General features: G+C 52.2%; 16 protein-coding genes. 6 read left to right on the top strand and 10 right to left on the bottom strand.

Annotated features, from left to right (window positions below; all coding sequences use genetic code 11):
• The 3 genes from G461_RS0121925 to G461_RS0121915 are packed head-to-tail and all read right to left on the bottom strand — an operon-like array spanning nucleotide 1 to nucleotide 3,570.
• Nucleotides 1-1,200, bottom strand: coding sequence for a carbohydrate ABC transporter permease (locus G461_RS0121925; RefSeq protein WP_084429476.1), 1,200 nt, complete (start codon nucleotides 1,198-1,200; stop codon nucleotides 1-3).
• Entirely contained in the window at nucleotides 1,201-2,211 is a 1,011-nt protein-coding gene (locus G461_RS0121920; protein WP_026973466.1) for a carbohydrate ABC transporter permease, read from the bottom strand.
• A 60-nt stretch (nucleotides 2,212-2,271) separates the two neighbouring features.
• Complete coding sequence (locus G461_RS0121915; RefSeq protein WP_245587202.1) at nucleotides 2,272-3,570, bottom strand: ABC transporter substrate-binding protein; 1,299 nt, start codon at nucleotides 3,568-3,570, stop codon at nucleotides 2,272-2,274.
• Between the two features lie 304 nt (nucleotides 3,571-3,874).
• Between G461_RS0121915 and G461_RS0121910 the strand changes: the two genes are divergently transcribed.
• Nucleotides 3,875-5,554, top strand: coding sequence for a glycoside hydrolase family 13 protein (locus G461_RS0121910; RefSeq protein ID WP_026973464.1), 1,680 nt, complete (start codon nucleotides 3,875-3,877; stop codon nucleotides 5,552-5,554).
• A 72-nt stretch (nucleotides 5,555-5,626) separates the two neighbouring features.
• Here G461_RS0121910 and G461_RS0121905 read toward each other — a convergent pair whose 3' ends face one another.
• Nucleotides 5,627-6,028 (bottom strand): hypothetical protein, encoded by a 402-nt coding sequence (locus tag G461_RS0121905; RefSeq protein ID WP_026973463.1) that lies wholly within the window; start codon nucleotides 6,026-6,028, stop codon nucleotides 5,627-5,629.
• Between the two features lie 280 nt (nucleotides 6,029-6,308).
• On the opposite strand from G461_RS0121905, the gene G461_RS0121900 reads away from it, so the two are divergent.
• On the top strand, nucleotides 6,309-6,716 hold the full coding sequence (locus G461_RS0121900; protein ID WP_026973462.1) for an ACT domain-containing protein: 408 nt from the start codon (nucleotides 6,309-6,311) through the stop codon (nucleotides 6,714-6,716).
• Nucleotides 6,717-6,953: 237 nt separating this feature from the next.
• On the opposite strand, the gene G461_RS0121890 is transcribed toward G461_RS0121900, so the two are convergent.
• Nucleotides 6,954-8,018 carry a glycoside hydrolase family 43 protein gene (locus G461_RS0121890; protein WP_211236309.1) on the bottom strand — a complete coding sequence of 355 codons (1,065 nt, stop codon included), beginning with the start codon at nucleotides 8,016-8,018 and terminating at the stop codon, nucleotides 6,954-6,956.
• A gap of 292 nt (nucleotides 8,019-8,310) precedes the next feature.
• Nucleotides 8,311-9,741, bottom strand: coding sequence for a sodium:proton antiporter NhaD (nhaD, locus tag G461_RS0121885; protein ID WP_035478594.1), 1,431 nt, complete (start codon nucleotides 9,739-9,741; stop codon nucleotides 8,311-8,313).
• A gap of 423 nt (nucleotides 9,742-10,164) precedes the next feature.
• Here nhaD and G461_RS0121880 point away from each other — a divergent pair, with 423 nt between their 5' ends.
• Nucleotides 10,165-11,373: an aminotransferase class V-fold PLP-dependent enzyme gene (locus G461_RS0121880; protein WP_026973459.1), complete on the top strand. Its 1,209-nt coding sequence runs from the start codon at nucleotides 10,165-10,167 to the stop codon at nucleotides 11,371-11,373.
• Nucleotides 11,366-11,785, top strand: coding sequence for a SufE family protein (locus tag G461_RS0121875; RefSeq protein ID WP_035481133.1), 420 nt, complete (start codon nucleotides 11,366-11,368; stop codon nucleotides 11,783-11,785). Before G461_RS0121880 ends, G461_RS0121875 begins: the two co-directional genes overlap by 8 nt.
• A gap of 73 nt (nucleotides 11,786-11,858) precedes the next feature.
• Here the strand turns inward: G461_RS0121875 and G461_RS0121870 are convergent, their stop codons facing one another.
• From G461_RS0121870 to G461_RS0121855, 4 genes are all read right to left on the bottom strand, one after another.
• Entirely contained in the window at nucleotides 11,859-12,833 is a 975-nt protein-coding gene (locus tag G461_RS0121870; protein WP_026973457.1) for a M48 family metalloprotease, read from the bottom strand.
• Nucleotides 12,821-13,435, bottom strand: a complete 615-nt coding sequence (locus G461_RS0121865; protein WP_157360402.1) for a hypothetical protein — start codon at nucleotides 13,433-13,435, stop codon at nucleotides 12,821-12,823. Before G461_RS0121865 ends, G461_RS0121870 begins: the two co-directional genes overlap by 13 nt.
• An 83-nt stretch (nucleotides 13,436-13,518) precedes the next feature.
• A complete protein-coding gene (locus G461_RS0121860; RefSeq protein ID WP_026973455.1) occupies nucleotides 13,519-14,799 on the bottom strand; it encodes an Nramp family divalent metal transporter in 1,281 nt (426 codons plus the stop codon).
• A gap of 218 nt (nucleotides 14,800-15,017) precedes the next feature.
• Complete coding sequence (locus tag G461_RS0121855) at nucleotides 15,018-17,126, bottom strand: alpha-amylase (protein ID WP_026973454.1); 2,109 nt, start codon at nucleotides 17,124-17,126, stop codon at nucleotides 15,018-15,020.
• A 545-nt stretch (nucleotides 17,127-17,671) separates the two neighbouring features.
• Between G461_RS0121855 and leuC the strand changes: the two genes are divergently transcribed.
• Together leuC and leuD are read left to right on the top strand one after the other, a co-directional pair.
• Nucleotides 17,672-19,075: a 3-isopropylmalate dehydratase large subunit gene (leuC, locus tag G461_RS0121850; RefSeq protein ID WP_026973453.1), complete on the top strand. Its 1,404-nt coding sequence runs from the start codon at nucleotides 17,672-17,674 to the stop codon at nucleotides 19,073-19,075.
• A 25-nt stretch (nucleotides 19,076-19,100) separates the two neighbouring features.
• Entirely contained in the window at nucleotides 19,101-19,718 is a 618-nt protein-coding gene (gene leuD / locus G461_RS0121845) for a 3-isopropylmalate dehydratase small subunit (RefSeq protein ID WP_026973452.1), read from the top strand.
• Nucleotides 19,719-19,743 lie beyond the last annotated feature (25 nt).

Genomic DNA, 19,743 nt, shown 5'->3' with positions numbered 1-19,743 from the left:
CTATTTCACTGAGCCAGAAAGCAGCCCGCGAACTAAGTAACGCTGCAACGAGAAAAACACCAACAGCGGCACTGCCATCGACACAAATGCTGACGCGGTCAGCACTTCCCAGTTTCCGCCATATGAACCGAGCATCTCCCGCAAACGAGCGGTAAGCACCATTTGCTGCTCACCAGTGCCCAAGAACACCGTCGCCACCAACAGATCATTCCATACCCAAAGAAACTGGAAGATGGCAAACGAGGCTAGCGCCGGAAATGATAATGGAAGGATGATGCGCGTGAAGATCTCGAAATCGTTCGCCCCATCCACCCTCGCCGACTCGATAATCTCTTTGGGCAGATTAGCAATATAATTACGCAGCAAATAAATCGCTAAGGGCAAGCCAAAGCCGGTATGGGCTAACCAGATCCCGAGGTAAGACTTGGCATCAACCCCAAAGGTACTGCCAATTTGGTTATACATGCGTAACAAGGGGATCAGTGACATTTGCAAAGGAACAACCAGCAAGCCGACAATCAATGCAATCAACAGTCCCCTTCCAGGCATTGCCATCCAAGAAAGCGCGTAAGCCGCGAAAGCGGCGATCAGTATCGGGATCACGGTCGCAGGGATGGTTACTGTTAGTGAATTGATAAACGACTGACCGATGCCACCAGTAGTAAGAACTTCTCGGTAGTTATCCAGACCAAAGCGGGGTGGGATCTTGGCGGTATAAAATAGCCGCTTGCCACGCGCCCCGGAAAAAGGCTCAGGTGAACTGAGTTCGTACTCACCATTGGAGGAAATGCTCAAGGTTTGGCCTTTACGCATCTGGGCGACATCGCCGACGGCATAAGCCGCAGGCTCTCGTGATGACCAACCAAATGCCAATACCTGTAACGCTTGGTCGTCAGAGACCTTGCCACGCAACACATAACGCCCCCCCTCTTCGAGCTGTGCGTCTGGCGGGACTGAACGCACCATTAAGCGCTGGGTAGATGGAGATAGCGAGGTCCACCAGCCCGATACCGCCAATTGCTCTTTGTCACGTAACGAAGAAATCAATAAGCCCGCAGTGGGCAGCGTCCACATCACCACGATTACAATCACCGATAGGTGAGTCAATAACGTGAGTGGAGAGCGCCTAAGCGTGCTAAGCAAACCTCTGGATTGATATGGGCTGTCTGTGGAAGACAGCGGTTTAGTGACTGTCACCATCTATCGCCCCTCCATTTGTGCATTCGCTTGGCGAATATTCCAGATCATCACAGGGATAACCGCGACCATAATAATCACCGCAATCGCCGCTCCACGGCCAAAATCGCCACCACCTCGGAACATCCAGTCATACATCATGTTGGCAAGCACTTGGGTCTTCCATTGCCCATTAGTCATTGCCAATACAATGTCGAACACTTTCAACACGGTAATGGTGATAGTGGTCCACACCACTGCGATGGTGGACCAGATCTGAGGAATCATAATTTTGAAAAAAATCTGTACGCCATTGGCGCCATCTAGCACGGCGGCTTCAACCGTTTCTTCGGGTATGCCACGTAAGGCCGCAGATAAGATCACCATGGCAAAACCGGTCTGGATCCAAACGAGAATGACCATCAGGAACAAATTGTTCCAAAAATGCAGGGTAATCCAGGGCTGCGCAGTACCGCCGAGGTACTCCACTACCGCGTTGAGCAAGCCAATCTGCTCTGAGCCTTCGCCCCGATACTCGTAGATAAACTTCCAAATAATCGACGCACCGATAAACGAGATAGCCATGGGCATAAACACTAAACTCTTGGCGATATTGCCCCACCGCACCTTGTCGGTCATGGCAGCAATTACCAGCCCAAGGAAGGTAGAGCAAGCAGGCACCACCAGTAGCCACAGTAGATTGTTCAGCAACGACTCTTGGAACTCTTCACTGGCAAACAGCCAGCGATAGTTGGCCACGCCGACAAAAGCGTCGCCACCACGGTCAAATAACGATAGCCGCACAGACTCGACGACCGGATAAACCAGATACAACCCCAGGAACCCTAAGGCGGGAGCCAAGAACAGCCAAGGGCGTATCAGCGCAGCTCGTTGAATGTTGACCGCCTGTTGCTGCAAAGAAACCCGTCGAACAGGAAAGATCCTGAGCAACAGCCAGTTACTAAACACAAAATAGAAACCACATGCTGCAACACCCAGCAACATGATCACCAGCGAAGAAAGCAAATGGGTCATTTCAACCTCGCAAACCGCATATCAACAGAGGCGTTTGTCGCCCCTGTTGATTGCAACGGCTTATTTCAGGGTATCCCAGGTGCTTTGAATAAAGTCACCAACCTCTTTAGCACTCTTACCGCCGGTATAGTCAACCATGCCGGTCCAAAAAGCGCCTGCGCCGATTTTGCCAGGCATTAGGTCAGAGCCATCAAAGCGGAAGGTGCTAGCGTCAAGCAAGATCTGCCCTTGCTTTTTCAGCGTGTCGTTACCGTAGGCTTCAACATTGGCAGATTTAAATGGCGTCAAGAAGCCCGACTGTGCCATCCAGACCTCATGGGCAATTGGGGTTTGCAGGAACTTGATAAACTCTCGAGCTGCCGGAGTGTCGTTAGTAATACTCCAGAGGGTACCGGCCCCCATAACGGGCTTGCCGAGATCTTTAGACGCGTAGGCAGGAAAATAGAAGAAGTCTGCGTCCACGCCCAATTCACTACCTTCAGGAAAGAACGAGCTGATAAACGATGCTTGACGATGCATGTAGCAACGCGGCGGAGAGCTAAACAAGCCTTTAGGGCTATCGCGGAAGTCGGTAGCGGCAACCGCACGCGCACCACCATCGACAAAGCCGTCATTCTTAACAAACCACCCAAAGTCCTCAATAGCTTCAATCACTTTATCGTCGTTGAAAGGAATCGCGTTGGTGGTCCACTGATCGTATACCGTCGGCTCAAACAGGCGCAGCATGATGTCTTCAACCCAGTCAGTAGCTGGCCAACCGGTAGCACCGCCACTACCTACACCGATACACCAAGGCGTTTCGCCATCATCCACTATCTGTTGGGTGAGTGTTTTCAGCTCCTCCATCGACTCGGGCACTTCATAGCCGGCGTCTTCGAAGTTCTCTGGAACAAACCAAACCAGCGATTTGAGGTCGATTTTGTAGAAGAAGCCAAATAACTGTTCCTGCCCTTGCTGATCGGGAAAGGTGCCTAAATCCACCCATGAGCTACCAGCGGCATAATTCTCTTCAACCCACTTGCCGAGTTGTTCATCCAACGGGGACAGGAAGCCTTTTGCCGCGAGATCTGCAGCCAAGCCGGGCTGAGGGAAAATAGCGATATCCGGTGGGCTGCCAGCTTGTACGTCGATGACGATTTGCTGCTCAAATGAATCTGAACCGGCGTATTGGATATCAACACCTGTTGCCGCCTCGAAATAGGCGAGTACGCTTTCTGCCAGCTCTTTATCAGCACCCAACCATGGTCCCGCGATGGTTAACGTTTGACCTTTCAAATCAACTTTTTTCAGTTCACTATAACTATCCCAGTTAAAGCGGCTGTCTTTGCCAGGCTCAAACAATAGATCGCTTGCAGTCACACTACCTGTCCCAATTGAAGCGAGTAGCGTTATCGTTAATGCAGAGGTTTTCATCGTAGTAGCTCCATGCGTTATTTTTATTGTCCAATTACGTTCAATAACATTTTTACAATTACGAGCTACTACATAATAAAATAAGCCAAATAGTTTAATGTGAGCTAGATATCAGAAAACACCACCACAACAAATAAAATCAAAAACTTAGCAAGCAAAAACCAAAGCAACTAAAAATACGATAATAAATTCATTAATTTAAGTTTCGTTTAAAGCGCATAGATTGAGCGCTTACTAGGAGAGCCACACTATGGAACGTAAATGGTGGCATAACGCCGTTGTGTATCAGATTTATCCACGTAGTTTTTGTGACTCAAACGCTGATGGAGTCGGCGACATCCCGGGCATTATCAGCAAGTTATCGCACATCGAAGAACTTGGCGCGAACGTGATTTGGCTCAGCCCGGTATACGCCTCACCGATGAAAGATAATGGCTATGATATTTCTGATTATTACGAAATTGCGCCCGAGTATGGCTCAATGGCTGATATGGAAGAATTAATCACCGAATGTAGTAAACGCAACATTCGAATAATCATGGATCTAGTGGCCAATCACACCTCAGAACAACACCCTTGGTTTATCGAATCAAAATCATCGAAAGAAAACGAGAAACGCGACTGGTATATATGGAAGCCCGCTAAAGGCGATGGTAGCGAGCCAAATAACTGGGAGTCCTTTTTCACAAAAAAAGCGTGGACTTATGATAATGCGAGCAAGCAGTACTATTTACACCTATTCGCCCCTTCCCAACCCGATTTAAATTGGCATAACCCACAAGTAAGACAAGCTATTTACCAAGTCATGCATTTCTGGTTGAGAAAAGGCATCAGTGGCTTTCGCATGGATGTGATTAACATGATCGCTAAACCGTCGGACTTCCCCGACGCAACCATCTTTGATGAAGGAGTAGCTGGTTGGGAACACTGGGCCAATAACCATGGCTGCCATCAGTACTTACGTGAAATGTACCGCGAGGTACTCTCGCACTACGACGTGCTAACCGTAGGAGAAACTCCCTTCACAACGCCTTTAGATGGTCGCTACTACAGTCATCCAGCGCGCAATGAACTAAGCATGATCTTCCAATTTGATCATGTCAGTATCGACCGCGAGGAACACAACGCCCGGGCCTTGCCATTTAGCTTGCTCGAATACAAACAGGTAATGAGCAAGTGGCAACTTGCCTTACATGGTCAAGGCTGGAACAGCGTTTACTGGAGCAATCACGACCAACCCAGAGCGGTTTCCCGCTATGGCGACGATTCTCCGCGCTATCGAGAAACAAGCGCCAAGATGCTTGCAACCGTGCTCCACTGTATGAGCGGTACACCCTATATTTATCAGGGGGAAGAGATCGCTATGACCAATCAGTGTTTTTCGGACATCAGCGAGTACAATGATTTGATGGCGCACTTTCACTACCAAAAGATACTGGCTCGCGGTGACAGTAAACAGCAAGCCCTCGACTTTCTAAATCGCTTCTCGCGCGACCATGCGCGCTGTCCAGTTCACTGGAACAAGCATGAGAACGCGGGCTTCAGCCAAGGTGTTCCGTGGCTAAGTATTAACCCCAACTACCTAGATATAAATGCCGAAACGGCAAGAGCAAACCCCAACTCTACATTTCATCACTACCGCGCCTTGATTGCCCTACGGCAAAGCCCACAATATGGCGACACCATCACCTACGGGCATTATCAACTCCTTGATCCTGAAGACTCCGAGGTATACGCCTACCTTCGTTATGACCAGCACCAGTGCCTGTTGATTGTGGCTAACTTTACAGCAAAGCACCTAGAACGAAGCTATCAAGAAAAATTACTCGAGGTCTTACTCAGCAATATTTCAAATACTCCCACTAGATTGACAGGTCTAAAGCTCGAACCTTATGCCGCTTTGGTGATGGAAGTAGATGCCACCCGATAGCGGTTACCTCCTAGTGTCTTCACCGAAAACGCCGGCATTTGCCGGCGCTCAAGTAAGCAGTCTGGCCGATTTTTAGAAATAGTGATGGAAGGTCAAGTTGTTCTTCAGATTCAAGATCTGCTTCAGTACCACGCTTTGCGGAGCATCACGCTTGTACTCTTCGTGGTCACGGCAGTCCATCACCAATGAGAACACTTTGTAGCCCTGCTTCTCAGCCAGCTCGTAGTAATAGTCAAGGTCGGAGTTTTGTGAGAACGAGTTGGTTACCGCGATCACTTCACGGCCTTCTTGCATAAAGGTGTCTACTTGCTTGTGGCAGTAGTTATCAGCGAAGGGCTTAAGATCTTCATTCCATTTGTTTTCGCCATGAGAGGCATAGTAATCCCAGCACGAGACCACGTTACTGGTAATGGTACGGGCAAACTCGGTTTTGCCGGTTCCAAATGGGCCACGGACAATGTATAGATATTTCATATTGCGATCCTTAATTGAACAAAAATATCTGTTTCAACGGATATTCTGATTGCAGATGCGGCCAGTGTACGGCGCGGTGACAAGCCAAAACAATCGCAATAAATCATATCTAAATTATGGTATCTGGTTATTTTGATGTGAGTTCGCTTAAGTCAGAAACTAAAAAAGAACCGACTAAACTGCGATCAAAAGGTACTTGCTAACACCAAGCACTAATTTTAAAAGTAGATGGTTACGATATTTGTTAGATATAGACAACTCAACTTACAAGGATCAGACAATGAGCGGTGAAACCGATCTAGCCAAACTGATAAGCAGTATGCAGCCCCAACTGATGGCGCAAGAGTATGTATTCATCGCCCTGGAGCAAGGCGCTTATGGCGATGGTGCCCAGCTCAATCCGGTAGCGATGTTTCAAGAGCAAGAAGCCATGACCCTAGTGGTGCCACGTGAGCAGGCGCAGGCCCAAGGTGTGACCTATCAATCGGTGTTCCGCTGCATCACGTTGTCGGTTCACTCCAGCCTCGACGCGGTGGGCTTAACCGCTGCAGTGTCGGCCGCACTGGCCTCAAATGGCATTAGCGCAAACGTGATTGCCGCGTTCTACCACGACCATATCTTTGTACCCGCCGATCAGGCGCAGCTCGCGGTGAGCGTACTAGAGGAAACCGCCCGCTCGGTTAGCTAATAATACCAATCCGGATAAGTAACTGCTCATTCTTACCGGTTAAAATCATTGATGACAGCGTCAACGCTTTTGTAATTAGCCCACTAGTCACGGCAAGCGCTTCCTCGTCTTCAATGATTTTCCCTGCGCAATCTCTGATCACTTACTTATCCGGATTGGTATAAACCCGCTTCCTGAAAACAGAAAAGCCGCAGCCTGTATACAGGACTGCGGCTTAATGACTTACGCGATTAACGCTTAATCGTAATACGGCTTGATGGTCTGGATACGGCCGTCTTCATCATAATGCAGCTCAGACATCTTGATGCTACGCAGGTGGGTTTGACCACCTGACAGGCTGCTGTCGTGATAGAACAGGTACCACTTGCCTTCAAACTCACAGATTGAGTGGTGGGTGGTCCAGCCCAATACTGGCTCCAAGATCACGCCTTGATAGGTAAACGGTCCATAAGGTGAGTCACTGGTTGCATAGACAATCTTGTGGGTATCGCCGGTGGAGTACGACAGGTAGTATTTGCCCTGATACTTATGCACCCAAGGGCCTTCAAAGTAGCGACGGTCGTTGTCGCCGGCCGTTAGCAGATTGCCCTGCTCGTCTAAGATATCAATTTCCAGCGGGCTCTCGGCAAACTGCAGCATGTCGTCGCTAAGTTTGGCGACAATCGGCTTAAGCGCTGGCTTGTCGTCGGCTGGGAACACTTCCTCACCAAACTCGCCATTACGCCAGTTTTGCAGCTGACCGCCCCACAGACCACCGAAGTAGATGTAGTAGGCGCCGTCATCATCTTGCAGCACCGCAGGGTCGATACTGAAGCTGCCTTCAATAGGCTTAGCTTCTGGAACGAATGGTCCTTCTGGCGCATTGCCAACCGCGACACCGATGCGGAAGATCCCATCGTAATCACGCGCAGGGAAGTACAGGTAGTACTTGCCGTCTTTTTCCGCAGCATCAGGTGCCCACATCTGACGCTCGGCCCATGGCACGTCTTTAACATCCAGTGCATTGCCGTGGTCAGTCACCAGACCTTGTGGGCGTTCTAGCGAATACACGTGATAGTCGCGCATATCAAAATGATCGCCGTTGTCATTCAGCGGCTGACCGTTGTCGACATCGTGCGAAGGATAGATATAGATCTTGCCATTAAATACATGGGCAGAGGGGTCTGCGGTATACATATTGGTCACCAGCGGCGGGTTGACCGGCTTGAGCGCATTGGCGCGTGCCAAATCGAGCTCGCTTACGCGCTCTGCATCACTGATTTCTACATTCGCCTGTTCGGCATCGATTACATCAATAGTCATGGTGTTCTTCACTTTATTAACAGCTGCAGCGAGGATAACAAAGCCACTGCCCCGGTAACTTATGATTTGTGACAACCCATGTTGTTAAATCTTAATAATCCGTAGGTTTTTAATGGCTTTATGACAAAGGCAACGCATGTCGCACTGACCATGAAACTTATGAAATTCTAGCCCGCAAAATGCGCAACAGCGCGAAATACCCATTAGCAAACGGCGCATTCAAAGGCTCCTATCGACAGGAAGACACAAAAAAGGCGCCAATCGGCGCCCTCTATCAATGACTAACGCGGCATTAAAACAACGAGCCGTTTAGCCAAATATGACATGCCACCGAGGCCAGATAGCCCAGCGCGATCACCGGACTCCAGCGCAGATGGCTGATAAAGGTGTAATGGCCGCGCGCCTGCCCCATCAAGGCCACGCCCGCTGCCGAGCCGATGGACAGCATGCTACCCCCAACTCCGGCGGTTAAGGTAACCAGTAGCCATTGGCCAAGGGACATGCTTGGCTCCATGGTTAGCACCGCAAACATCACCGGGATGTTATCGACGATGGCGCTAAGCACACCCACCGCGATGTTGGCGTAGGTGGCATCCCAGTTGTTGTACATCAGGTTCGAGGCCAGCTCCAGATAGCCGATAAACCCAAGGCCGCCGACACAGATCACCACCCCGTAGAAGAACAACAAGGTATCCCATTCGGCGCGCGCAACCCGGTTAAACACGTCAAACGGGACGATGCTGCCGAGCGAGCGCAAGCGCGCGTCATCACCATGTTGAATCGCGCTAAGCGCCTTACGGTGAAGGCTACGCGCCAGCGTTTTACGCAGGAAGAAGCCGAAGAACTGCAAATAGCCCAGGCCGGTCATCATGCCCATCACTGGCGGCAGGTGGAACAGGCTATGGACCATCACAGCGGTGGCTACGGTGAACAAGAACAGCAACACAATCCGCTTGGCACCGCGCTTCATCTCGACTTTTTCGTCGGAGGCTTGCACCACTTCATTGCCGATAAACAGCGAGATAATGGCGGCGGGGATCACCGCATTCACCAGCGAAGGAACCATCAACGCGAAGAACTGGCTAAACTCCACCAAGCCTTTTTGCCAGACCATCAGGGTGGTGATATCACCAAAGGGGCTAAACGCACCACCAGCATTCGCTGCCACCACGATGTTGATACAGGCCAAGTTAATAAAACGGCTGTTGCCCTTAGCCACCTTAGTCACCACCGCACACATCAGCAGCGCGGTGGTCAGGTTATCGGCAATCGGCGAAATCACGAAAGCCAAGGCACCGGTGAGCCAAAACAGCTTACGGTAGGTCAGATTCTTGCTGACCAGCCACGCACGCAGCGCATCGAACAAGCGCCGCTCTTCCATCGCGTTGATATAGGTCATCGCCACCAGCAGGAACAGCATCAGCTCAGCAAATTCAAGCAAGTTATGGCGGAAGGCATCGGTCACCAAGTGCTGCTGATCGCTGCCATGATAGAACATGGCAATAAACAACCAGATAAGACCGGCCGCCACCAGTACCGGCTTGGATTTGCGAAGGTGAATCACCTCTTCACTCATCACCAACAGGTAGGCAATGGCAAACACCACTAACGAACTGGTGCCCACCCATGAGTCGACCAGACTAACACCGGCTTCAGAGGCAAAAGCTTCAACAGGAAAGATTAAAAAAACGAGGGGTAATAAAAAGGGTAATAAAACGTGCATGTATTCCACTCCATTGGCACACATTTAAAACGAAGAAATTGATACTGTGGCCGCAATGAGCCACGCACTCATCACAGCGAAAATCTTGTCACGCACCGAGTTTGAACTCTGGCCAAGCGAAGAAATGGCGAACGCAAGTCAAGCACATACAGGCAAACCGGGAGTTGAAGAACTCGCAACCGGTGCAGCGGTGAGCGTGTGAATAGCGCGCTTTAGGTATCCGACAAGGTCGGCGCTTTGAGATAACTACCAGAATAACCCGACAAAAAACGCGCATACTATAGCGCTTCGGCTGCAAATTTGGGAGAGAAAAATAAACATTTTCTCATTTCACCATCATCCAGATAGTAAGGTCTCAGGTAGCTGGATTAGCGCGGTACTTGGAACTACAATAAAGCCCTTTTAATCAAGCCGAACAAGCGCGTGAGCCAAACAGCATTTCGATCTCTCTTTCCATGTTTTTCAACTAAAGATCGCTTCCCGGTATACCTGGATAGTGCCGCTTCCACTCAACTTCCCCAGAGTGTTATTGATGCACAAGTTAACTATTGTCGCGCCGGACATGCGAATGTCAACCGCTCCGGCCACACTTTGGCACGTCAGGCTACCGACAAATTTAACAAAGCACGTCAATTAGTTGCGGCACATATCGGCGCGCAAGCCGAGCAACTTATCTGGACCTCAGGCACCACCGATGCCATCAACACGGTCGCATCCGGGCTTACCCATTTGCTCACAGCCGATGATGAAATCTGGACCACAGAGCTTGAGCACCACGCCAACCTGGTGACCTGGCAACAGCTCGCTGCCACCACTGGCGCCAGCTTGCGCTACATTCCCGTACTGGAAAATGGCGACCTCGATATCGCCTACTTCGAGGCGCAGCTATCTAAGCGCTGCAAATTGGTGGCAATCGCCCATGTCTCGAATACCACGGGTGCGATCAATCCGGTCGCGCGGGTTGCCCGCCTGGCCCAGCAGTTTGGTGCCAAGGTATTGGTAGACGGCGCACAAGCGGTGGCCCACCTCAAGGTCGATGTGAACCAGTTAGATTGCGACTACTACGTGTTCTCCGGCCACAAGATGTATGGTCCCACCGGCATTGGCGCCCTCTATGGCAAACCCGCCGCGTTGGACGCGCTGCAACCCAGCAAGTTTGGCGGTGAGATGATCAGCAAGGTAAGCCTAAGCGGCAGCGAGTGGAACCAACTGCCCTACCGCTTAGAAGCAGGTACCCCGAATATTATCGGCGCATTGGGCATGGGCGCTGCCGCGCAGTTTTTGGCCGATATCGAGTTTAGCGAGCGTCATCGCCATGAGCGCCAGCTTCTCAGCTACGCCTTACAGCAACTCGCCACTCACCCCGAGGTAGAGCTGCTGGCTAAACCGATGCTACAAACCTCGGTCATCGCCTTTCGCCTACGCGATATTCACCCACAGGATGCCGCCACCCTGCTAGACCAGCAAGGGATCGCCCTGCGCTGTGGCCATCACTGTGCCATGCCACTTAGCGCCAAGCTGAGCGACGTAGGCAGCCTGCGGATCTCCTTTGGTCTGTACAACGAGCCTGCTGATGTCGATGCACTGATGCAGGCCATCGATCACTGTGTGGAGCTATTAGGCGATGACTAAACTGCTGCAACTTGACTTAGACGCCATCGAGCAGCGCTTTAGCGATTGCCGTGCTTGGGAAGAACGTTATCGCCAGCTGCTGTTGCTGGCTAAAGGCTTGGGTAAAGCCGACCCGGCGCTGCGCCAAGAGGCCCACCTTATCGATGGTTGTGAGAGCGATGTATGGCTGAGCTTCGAGCAGCAGCAACTGCAGTTGGACAGCAACGCTAAGATCATTCGCGGCCTGCTGGTGATGCTGCTTGCCTGCCTCGATAGTTACCCCCTTTCTCAGGCACAAAGCGAGTTTGCCGCCCTACTCACCCGACTCGGGCTAGCCCAACACCTTAGTGAGTCACGGAACAATGGTTTGCAAGGAATATGGCAGGCCCTGCACGCAATCGCCCAAGGCGACGAACAGACCTTTTGTCGCTAGTGATAAATCGCCGCTATACAGCTTTAAATCAGCCGATGACTCGAGCCCTTAGCCAAAGTCCTTAATCAAACCCTTAGTTAGCGCCGGGGCAACTTTTCGCTAGCTTGCTTGGGTCGAGCGCTTCACCCCGCTGACGCAGCAATTGGCGCGCTTGTGCATCGGCTAAGGTGTCGGCGATAACATCAAACTGCTTGGCAATGTCATTGATGGTGTTGGCATCCCAACGGTCGCGGTTACCCGCTTCGACAAAATCCTCAGGCCTGTCTCTGAGCGCCTCGGCAATCGCCCGGAGCCGCTGCGCACTCAGAGGATGGGTTTGCCGCGGCGACCCGGCGCTTAGCGGGTCACGCACTGCCACCACAGAAAACCACAACGCCATCCCCATCGGCGGCAGGTGCACTCGACGCAAAATGGCTAAGGCAAAGGCATCAGACTGGGCCTCTTGGCGCTGGGCTTGCTCAGCACTAATCAGTTCATAGCCCTTGTGGCGAAAATGCACATGGCCAAGCTCGTGTAGCAAGATAAATCCCAGTGCCGACTTGAGCAACTTTTGCGACACATCATCAACATACTCATCGAGCAGATAGGCCTTATCGGGTACTCCCAAGGCCTTAAGCGGTGCGTCCAGCGGCTGTGCAGAGAAATCCAGCGCTGCCAGATAATCGAAAATCGCCTGCTTGTCGCAAGCAAAACGCTCGAACCAGGCGGTAGCGATGGCCAAATCATCGAGAAACTTTACTGAAAGAGCGGGAATCAAGATAATCCCCTGCGCGCTATCGGCAGCAAACTCAAAGGGGTCTTCGGTGCGTTCCCAAGGTTGATACAAACGCACTCGCGCCAGCGATGCCAGCTCGTCTTGGGTCAAGTGAGGGCGCAAGTCGTCGTACAGCACCGCTTCAATATTGGCCCCGTAAACCTCACTCACGCGTTTAAGTTCGGCGGCTGAGTACATCGCGCTATAGTCGCGCGCCAAGGCCGCACCGACACTTGCGGCGAGTCCCAGAAATACCGTCAACACAACTGCTAGCTTGGCTACTACTGAGCGCATACAACCTCCGTATACAGCGCAAGCAAGGCCTCGTTCTCGATACTTGCTTGACCAAAACGTAGCTGTGCTTGCTCGCCCCATTGTTCGCTCCAAACAGATGCTAGCATCAAGGCCTTGGCTTCTGCGACAGCCGCGGAGCTGCGTTGATAGAGGGCGGTGTTTTCCGCTTGTTGCTGGTGAAGGCAGTTAAGTTGCCCGATCTGCTCGATAATGCGCGCCCGTGCCCTGTCTACATCGGCATCGTCGACCGGAGCAACACTGCTCATGCCAGTGAAGCTACCACTGATAGCGCTCGGCTCTGCATCGGCCACCAATCCATCACTGGTAGACGCAATCTGTTGGGTAAACTGACTGGAGACCGGTTTAGCCAGCGCATAGGCGATAACCAGACAGCCAAACGCGCAAAAGAAGATCCCCGGCCCCACTTTGCTCAGGGTGACAGACAACCCGGGAAGCTCAATCTTACCTTGCTGATTGGTCTGCAGCGGCAAGTTAATAAACAGCCGGTAGCCGAGATAGATGGTTAGACCGCCGATGGCAACGACCAATAGCCGCTCCAACATGCGTAAAATGATTGGGGTAACAAACAGTGTCGCGTCCACTGCGCCTCCGGCTGCTAGCAAGCACTGCTACTAAAGCTAGGCGGGAAGCGCAGGCGCGACAAGTTGTGCGGGAAAAATAGCCCTTAGTTAAACCACTGCCACCAGACAAAGACGGCGGCAAAGCCGAACAGGAACAGCAGTCCACTGAGCGACCATAGCTTCATCCATCGGCCCGGACGCTGGTCTTCGGGAACGTGATCAGAGTGCATCAAGGCGCGGTTGATCAGCGCGATAAACGGCGTGGTTAAAAACGCTGCTAACATGGCAAAGTGCAACATGCCCAGCAGGCTGCCGGGGAACAGCAGCACCATCGCCAATGCACCGGCGCTGATCACACAGATCATCAATGGGCTCTCGCTGTCGTGGGGATCTTGCCCGGCAAGGTTAGAGATCGCCGACCAGGTCACCCGGCCGTAGCCATCGGTACACGACAGTGCAGAGCTGTAGATACAACAGAGCGCTGCAAACACAACCACATAGCGAATACCGCTGCCGAAGATCGCCGCATAAGCATCGGCCAACTGACCGGCAAAGCTGGCGCCGTTTCTGGAGAGCTCTACCCCACTGCCATGCATAAGCTGCGCACCGATTACTAAAAAGCACACCGCCAGAAATGCGGTGGCGATGTAGCCGACGTTCATATCGAACAACACCGCTTTAAGGTTGGGCTTACGGTGCTGGTACTTGGCCTTAGCCCATACCGAGTTCATCGCCGAGATCTCAAGCGGCGCTGGCATCCAGCCCATCAGGGCAATCAAAAAGCCCATGGAGGCCAGAGTCCACGGCGACGGGCTAACAAAATCGGCTTGTGCAACACTCGGCTGAGTCAAGGCCATAGCCGCTACCACAACGGTAATCAGAGCCAGTAACGCCACGATTATCTTGGTTACCCGATCCACCATTTTGTAGTGGCCAAGCAGAATCAATGCAGCGCTGATAGCCGTTAGGGTACAGGCAACTACCGCCTTGGATGCTCCGGGCAAAAACCACTGAATCAAGGCGGTGCTCAAGCCAATCAGCGCCGCCACACTTACCACACCAGCGAACAGGCATAGCAGCAAGAACGCCACCAGCACTGGTTTGCCTAAGCGGCGGTAGCCAGCCAACAGGCTCTCTCCCGTGACAGCGGTGTAACGGGCGCCAAACTGGTAGAACGGATACTTAAGGAAGTTAACCAGAACAATCAGCCCGAGCAGCGACCAGCCGAATAAGGCGCCGGCTTGGGTAGACGCCACCAGGTGCGAGCCACCGATGGCGGCCGCAGCCATCATAATGCCGGGACCGAGGGCTGAGAGTTTGGTACTGAAAGAGGGAGAGGAGCTAACCGTTTGATCGGCTACTACCGTTTGCTGTGCGCTTTCCATTGCGTTTCCTTAAGGTGTTTCTACAGAGCTACTACTCTGCTTTATTGGTATAGTAAACAGTCAGTTACTAATATACCTAAGTGCTCAGTCAATTTCGATTTGGCAGCCAATTCGAGCCACCACAAGCGTGCAGCGATCAGATTTTTACGCATTTTTTCGATAAAAAAACGGGCCATCAAGGCCCGCATCGCTGTTTATTTTGTATGACAAAATAGCGCTTACTGGCGCTGCCCGGCATATACCACGATAACCCGGCTATCATCCTTCACACGGCTAAAGGCGTAAGGCTGCTCACTAATCACCTTGTGTTGCCCTGCGCCCACGGCGGTGTGCTTGTCGCGGAACTGACCCAGTGTTTGCCAGTGCTTCAGCAAGGCTTGGCGCTCAGGTTGCTTATCTAGCTGCTCCCAGTTCATCAAAGAGCGGGTTGGCGAGTCGAATGCATCAGTTAGCGGGCCGGCTGGGCGCGCGCTCTCATCGCCATAGTAGAGCTGAACGCCACCGGGCATTAGCATCAGGGCACTGCCCGCACCGGCTTGCAGCGGAATGTCTTCATAGTTCGAGAAGAACAGCTTGGTGTCGTGCGAGCTGATGTAGGTCAGCATGTTGAAGCTGTCATCGCTGTTAATGCTATCGGCGTAACGCTGATAAATCGCATCGTTTTGCGCTAAACACTGGGCGCCACGTACCGCATCGCTGGCGTCGGCGTACTCAAAGTTAATCAAGCTGTCCATGCCATTGTCGAAGTAGAAATCGCGATATACGCCGTGGTGCCACACCTCGCCCACCATCCAAAACGGCGCATCATCGACTTTCTTATCGGGATTTTCTGCTTTCCATTCGGCCAGAGCTGCGGTGGCGGACTCTTTGAGTTGCAACCAGGCCTCTGGCTCAACATGCTTCACCGTGTCGGCGCGGAAGCCGTCTACGCCAAAATCGCGTACCCAGCGGGTGTGCCACTCGACCAAGTAATCAAGTACGGTGTAGCCTTCGCGCTCAACCGCATTGGTATCGGGCTTGTTCTTGAGGATTGGCGGCAGACCGACATGTTTGGTGCTCTCAGTGAGCAGATCGGGCAAGCCCGCCAGATTCATGGTGATATCGTCGGCGCCGGGCTTGGTGTATCCGCCCATACCGGAGCGTACCCAGTCTGGCCCCCACCACTTCTCGACCCAATCGCCATGGTTCCAACGAATGTAGTCGTTGTAGCGGTGCCAGTTCTCGCCGCGCTCTTTACGTGGCTCCCATTCATGCCAGTTTTCGGGCACGGGGGCATTTTTCGGAATGGCGTCGATGCCAGCGTTTTGCATGTCCAACATGGTGGGATAACCCACATGGTTGATCACCGTGTCCACCAAAACTCGAATGCCGCGTTTGTGGGCCTCGTCAACAAAACGTCCGAAGTCTTCTTCCGAGCCCAAGTTCGGGTCAATCTTGGTGAAATCCAGCGCCCAATAGCCGTGATAGCCATAAAACGGGAAGCTGCCCTTTTCGCCGCCGCCGATAAAGCCGTGGATCTGCTCAACAATCGGCGTCACCCAGATGGCATTCATGCCCAGTTCTTTGATGTAATCCAGTTTCTGGGTAATACCGCTGAAATCGCCGCCATTAAAGGTGCCAATCTCTCGCTCACCATCAGCGCGGCGACCTAGCGGATAATCGTTCGACTCATCGCCGTTATAGAAACGATCGGTCATCACAAAGTAAACGCTGGCGTTATCCCAGTGAAATTCGCTGGCCTTAGCGTCAGCCGGCTCGAGCAACAACAGGCCACCACTTTCTGGCGCAGGCATCATCGTTACCTTACCTTGGACTACCTTGGCAGTCTCACCGCTATAGAAGTCTTTGACCATCTCACCGTTGGCGAATACCGAGGAGACATCCACGGTAACTGGCTGGCCATCCCACGCGATACATTCCACCGCAGGTGGCGTGCGCTTGAAGGTAGACTTTTTGGCTTGGCGGGCAACCGATACGGTCAGCGGCTTAGCGCTGCTATCGAGGGTTAACAGATAATCACCGGCGAAGCGGATATTGAGCTCGAGGGCAGTCTCGCCACACTTTTCCAGTGCCAATGGCTGAGAAAAGCGCACCTTGGTATCTGGTGCGGCGCCCCAGGCGCAATCTTCGCCTGAACGCTCGATAAAGATTGGATAGCGCTGCTTTTCAAGCGAAACCACGGCTTGCAATTGCTCACCCTGCTGCTCAAAGCTGACCGCAGGCAACTCGCCCTCGGCAAAACGCACCTGATAGTCGGTCGCCCACGCAGTACCGACACTGCTACCTGCGACCATAAGACTTGAAACTAACCAACTAAGCGATTTCACACGCTACTCCCTGCTGTTTTCTATCGTTTTATCCGCTAATCAAATCAAAACTCACTGCAAGTTTCACTGTTAGCCGCGCATCGCTTGTTAAAACTTTGATTGACAGCGCTTTCAACCTCACTGGCGAAATCCATGCGATAAATAGAAGCTATGGCACCGTTAGGCTATTTCAGGCAGAAACAACAGCACGCATTGCGAAAGACACAAACATACGGCAATTACTAACCCCTTTATTGTCATATCACGGCATACTGTTGCTAATTCCGCTCACTATCTAGCAACCAAAGCAAACACATACTAATGCTAAGGCGATATACTGCTTGCACGGTAGGGGTTCGTACCAACTCAGCAACATAAACCAAGTCATCACTCAACTACGGCAGTTGCCGGATATATATGCTTGATTTATGATTGTCCGTCTATTTGTTCGCCCCCCATTAATTTGGCAAAAATGTTTTGGCAAATCTGAATTAGCAAACGCGAATAAAAGCAAACACGCATGTAAGCACCAGGAGAGCACCGTCGAGGTGCCAGTGAAGGAAGCAATGAAAAAGACCATGTATCAAAAGATATGGGATGCCCATCTGGTTCATCAGCCAGAAGGAAGCGCAGCCCTGTTGTATGTCGATCGCCACTTAATGCATGAAGTGACCAGCCCACAGGCGTTTGAAGGCCTGCGGATCGCCAACCGCCCGGTGCGTAACTCTCACAGTATTCTGGCCACCATGGACCACTGCGTGCCCACCAAGGTTGAAGAGCGCGCGACCCTGCCTGATCCTATCGGTAAAAAGCAGATCGAAGTGATGGCGCAAAACTGTGCCGACAACGACATCAACCTGTACGACATGAACAGCGCCAATAACGGTGTGATTCATATTGTGGTCCCTGAGCATGGCTTCGTTCACCCGGGTATGGTGGTGTGCTGTGGCGATAGCCACACCGCCACCCACGGTGCCTTTGGTGCCCTGGCCTTCGGTATCGGTACCTCTGAGGTTGAGCACATCATGGCCACTCAGACCATCCAACAGAAGCAATCGAAAACCATGCTGGTGAAAGTGGATGGCGAGCTGAGCCCATTCGCAACAGCTAAAGACATCGTACTGGCGATTATCGGTAAGATTGGTACCGCCGGTGGTACTGGCTATGTGATTGAGTTCGCCGGTTCCGCCATTGAAGCGCTGACCATGGAAGGCCGCATGACCGTGTGTAACATGGCCATCGAAGGTGGTGCTCGTGCTGGTCTGATTGCCCCTGACCAGAAAACCATCGACTTCCTGAAAGGCAAAGAGTTTGCACCAAGCGAAGAGCACTGGGACCAAGCGGTTGACTACTGGCTGTCACTGAAGAGCGACGACGGTGCTGAGTACGATGCAGTGGTTGAACTGAACGCTGCCGATATCGCCCCACAAGTAACTTGGGGTACCTCACCTGAGCAAGTACTGCCAGTCGATGCGGTACTGCCAGAGCCAAGCCAAATCAACGATTTGATCAAATCTCAAGCCGCTGAAAGCGCGCTTAAGTACATGGGCCTAAAAGCCGGTCAGAAGATGACCGATGTAGGCGTTGATGTGGTATTCGTCGGTTCTTGTACCAACGGCCGTATCGAAGATTTCCGGGCAATCGCAGAAGTCAGCAAAGGCAAAAAGGTTGCCGATGGCGTACAAGCTATCGCCGTACCTGGCTCTTACCCTGTAAAAGCTCAAGCTGAAGCAGAAGGCATCGACAAGGTGCTGATTGAAGCGGGCTGGGAATGGCGTGAGCCAGGCTGTTCAATGTGTTTGGCGATGAACGGCGATTACCTGCAACCTGAGCAGCGCTGTGCTTCGACCTCCAACCGTAACTTCGAAGGCCGTCAGGGCAAGGGTGGACGTACCCACCTGGTATCCCCTGCGATGGCAGCAGCCGCTGCTATTGAGGGTAAGTTCGTTGATCTACGCAGCTGGAAATAAGTCACTGACAACTTGGAGTTAAACCATGGAAGCATATAAGAAACATTCGTCGGTGGCCGCGGTAATGAACCGTAGTAACGTGGATACCGACCAGATCATCCCAAAACAATTCTTGAAGAAAGTCGAACGTAGCGGCTTTGGCGTGCACCTGTTCCACGACTGGCGCTACCTGGAAGACGGCAGCGACAACCCTGAGTTCGAGCTGAACCGCCCTGAGTTTAAAGGCGCCAAGATTTTGGTGGCTGGCGACAACTTCGGTTGTGGTAGCTCACGCGAGCACGCCCCTTGGTCGATTGCCGATTACGGCTTCAACACCATTATCTCAACCAGCTTCGCCGACATCTTCTTTAACAACTGCTTTAAGAACGGCATCCTGCCTATCAAGGTAGACACCGACACCCTTAAAGCACTGATGGACGAAGTGGAAGCCAACCCCGGCATTGAGATCACCGTCGATTTGGCTGCACAGCAGATCACCACCCCGGGCGGTCAGGCCATCAGCTTTGACGTTGACCCCTTCCGCAAAGACACCCTGCTTAAAGGCCTGGACGATATCGGCTGGACCCTGCAGTTTGAAGACAAGATCAGCGAGTACGAAGTACAGCATCGCCAGCAGCTGCCTTGGCTGTGGCCGAGTGCTTAATCCTCTGTCACTCCTGCAATAGCAA

This window comes from Aliagarivorans marinus DSM 23064, assembly GCF_000429485.1.
Taxonomy (GTDB): domain Bacteria; phylum Pseudomonadota; class Gammaproteobacteria; order Enterobacterales; family Celerinatantimonadaceae; genus Aliagarivorans; species Aliagarivorans marinus.
This window is presented reverse-complemented; position numbering and strand designations above follow the sequence as displayed.

Coding starts and splice junctions, on each gene's coding strand:
- G461_RS0121890 (WP_211236309.1), bottom strand. CDS start 8,018: ATGACTATTGATGTAATCGATGCCGAACAGGCGAATGTAGAAATCAGT.
- G461_RS0121870 (WP_026973457.1), bottom strand. CDS start 12,833: ATGCGCTCAGTAGTAGCCAAGCTAGCAGTTGTGTTGACGGTATTTCTG.
- G461_RS0121900 (WP_026973462.1), top strand. CDS start 6,309: ATGAGCGGTGAAACCGATCTAGCCAAACTGATAAGCAGTATGCAGCCC.
- G461_RS0121910 (WP_026973464.1), top strand. CDS start 3,875: ATGGAACGTAAATGGTGGCATAACGCCGTTGTGTATCAGATTTATCCA.
- nhaD (WP_035478594.1), bottom strand. CDS start 9,741: ATGCACGTTTTATTACCCTTTTTATTACCCCTCGTTTTTTTAATCTTT.
- leuD (WP_026973452.1), top strand. CDS start 19,101: ATGGAAGCATATAAGAAACATTCGTCGGTGGCCGCGGTAATGAACCGT.
- G461_RS0121875 (WP_035481133.1), top strand. CDS start 11,366: ATGACTAAACTGCTGCAACTTGACTTAGACGCCATCGAGCAGCGCTTT.
- G461_RS0121860 (WP_026973455.1), bottom strand. CDS start 14,799: ATGGAAAGCGCACAGCAAACGGTAGTAGCCGATCAAACGGTTAGCTCC.
- leuC (WP_026973453.1), top strand. CDS start 17,672: ATGAAAAAGACCATGTATCAAAAGATATGGGATGCCCATCTGGTTCAT.
- G461_RS0121905 (WP_026973463.1), bottom strand. CDS start 6,028: ATGAAATATCTATACATTGTCCGTGGCCCATTTGGAACCGGCAAAACC.
- G461_RS0121925 (WP_084429476.1), bottom strand. CDS start 1,200: ATGGTGACAGTCACTAAACCGCTGTCTTCCACAGACAGCCCATATCAA.
- G461_RS0121920 (WP_026973466.1), bottom strand. CDS start 2,211: ATGACCCATTTGCTTTCTTCGCTGGTGATCATGTTGCTGGGTGTTGCA.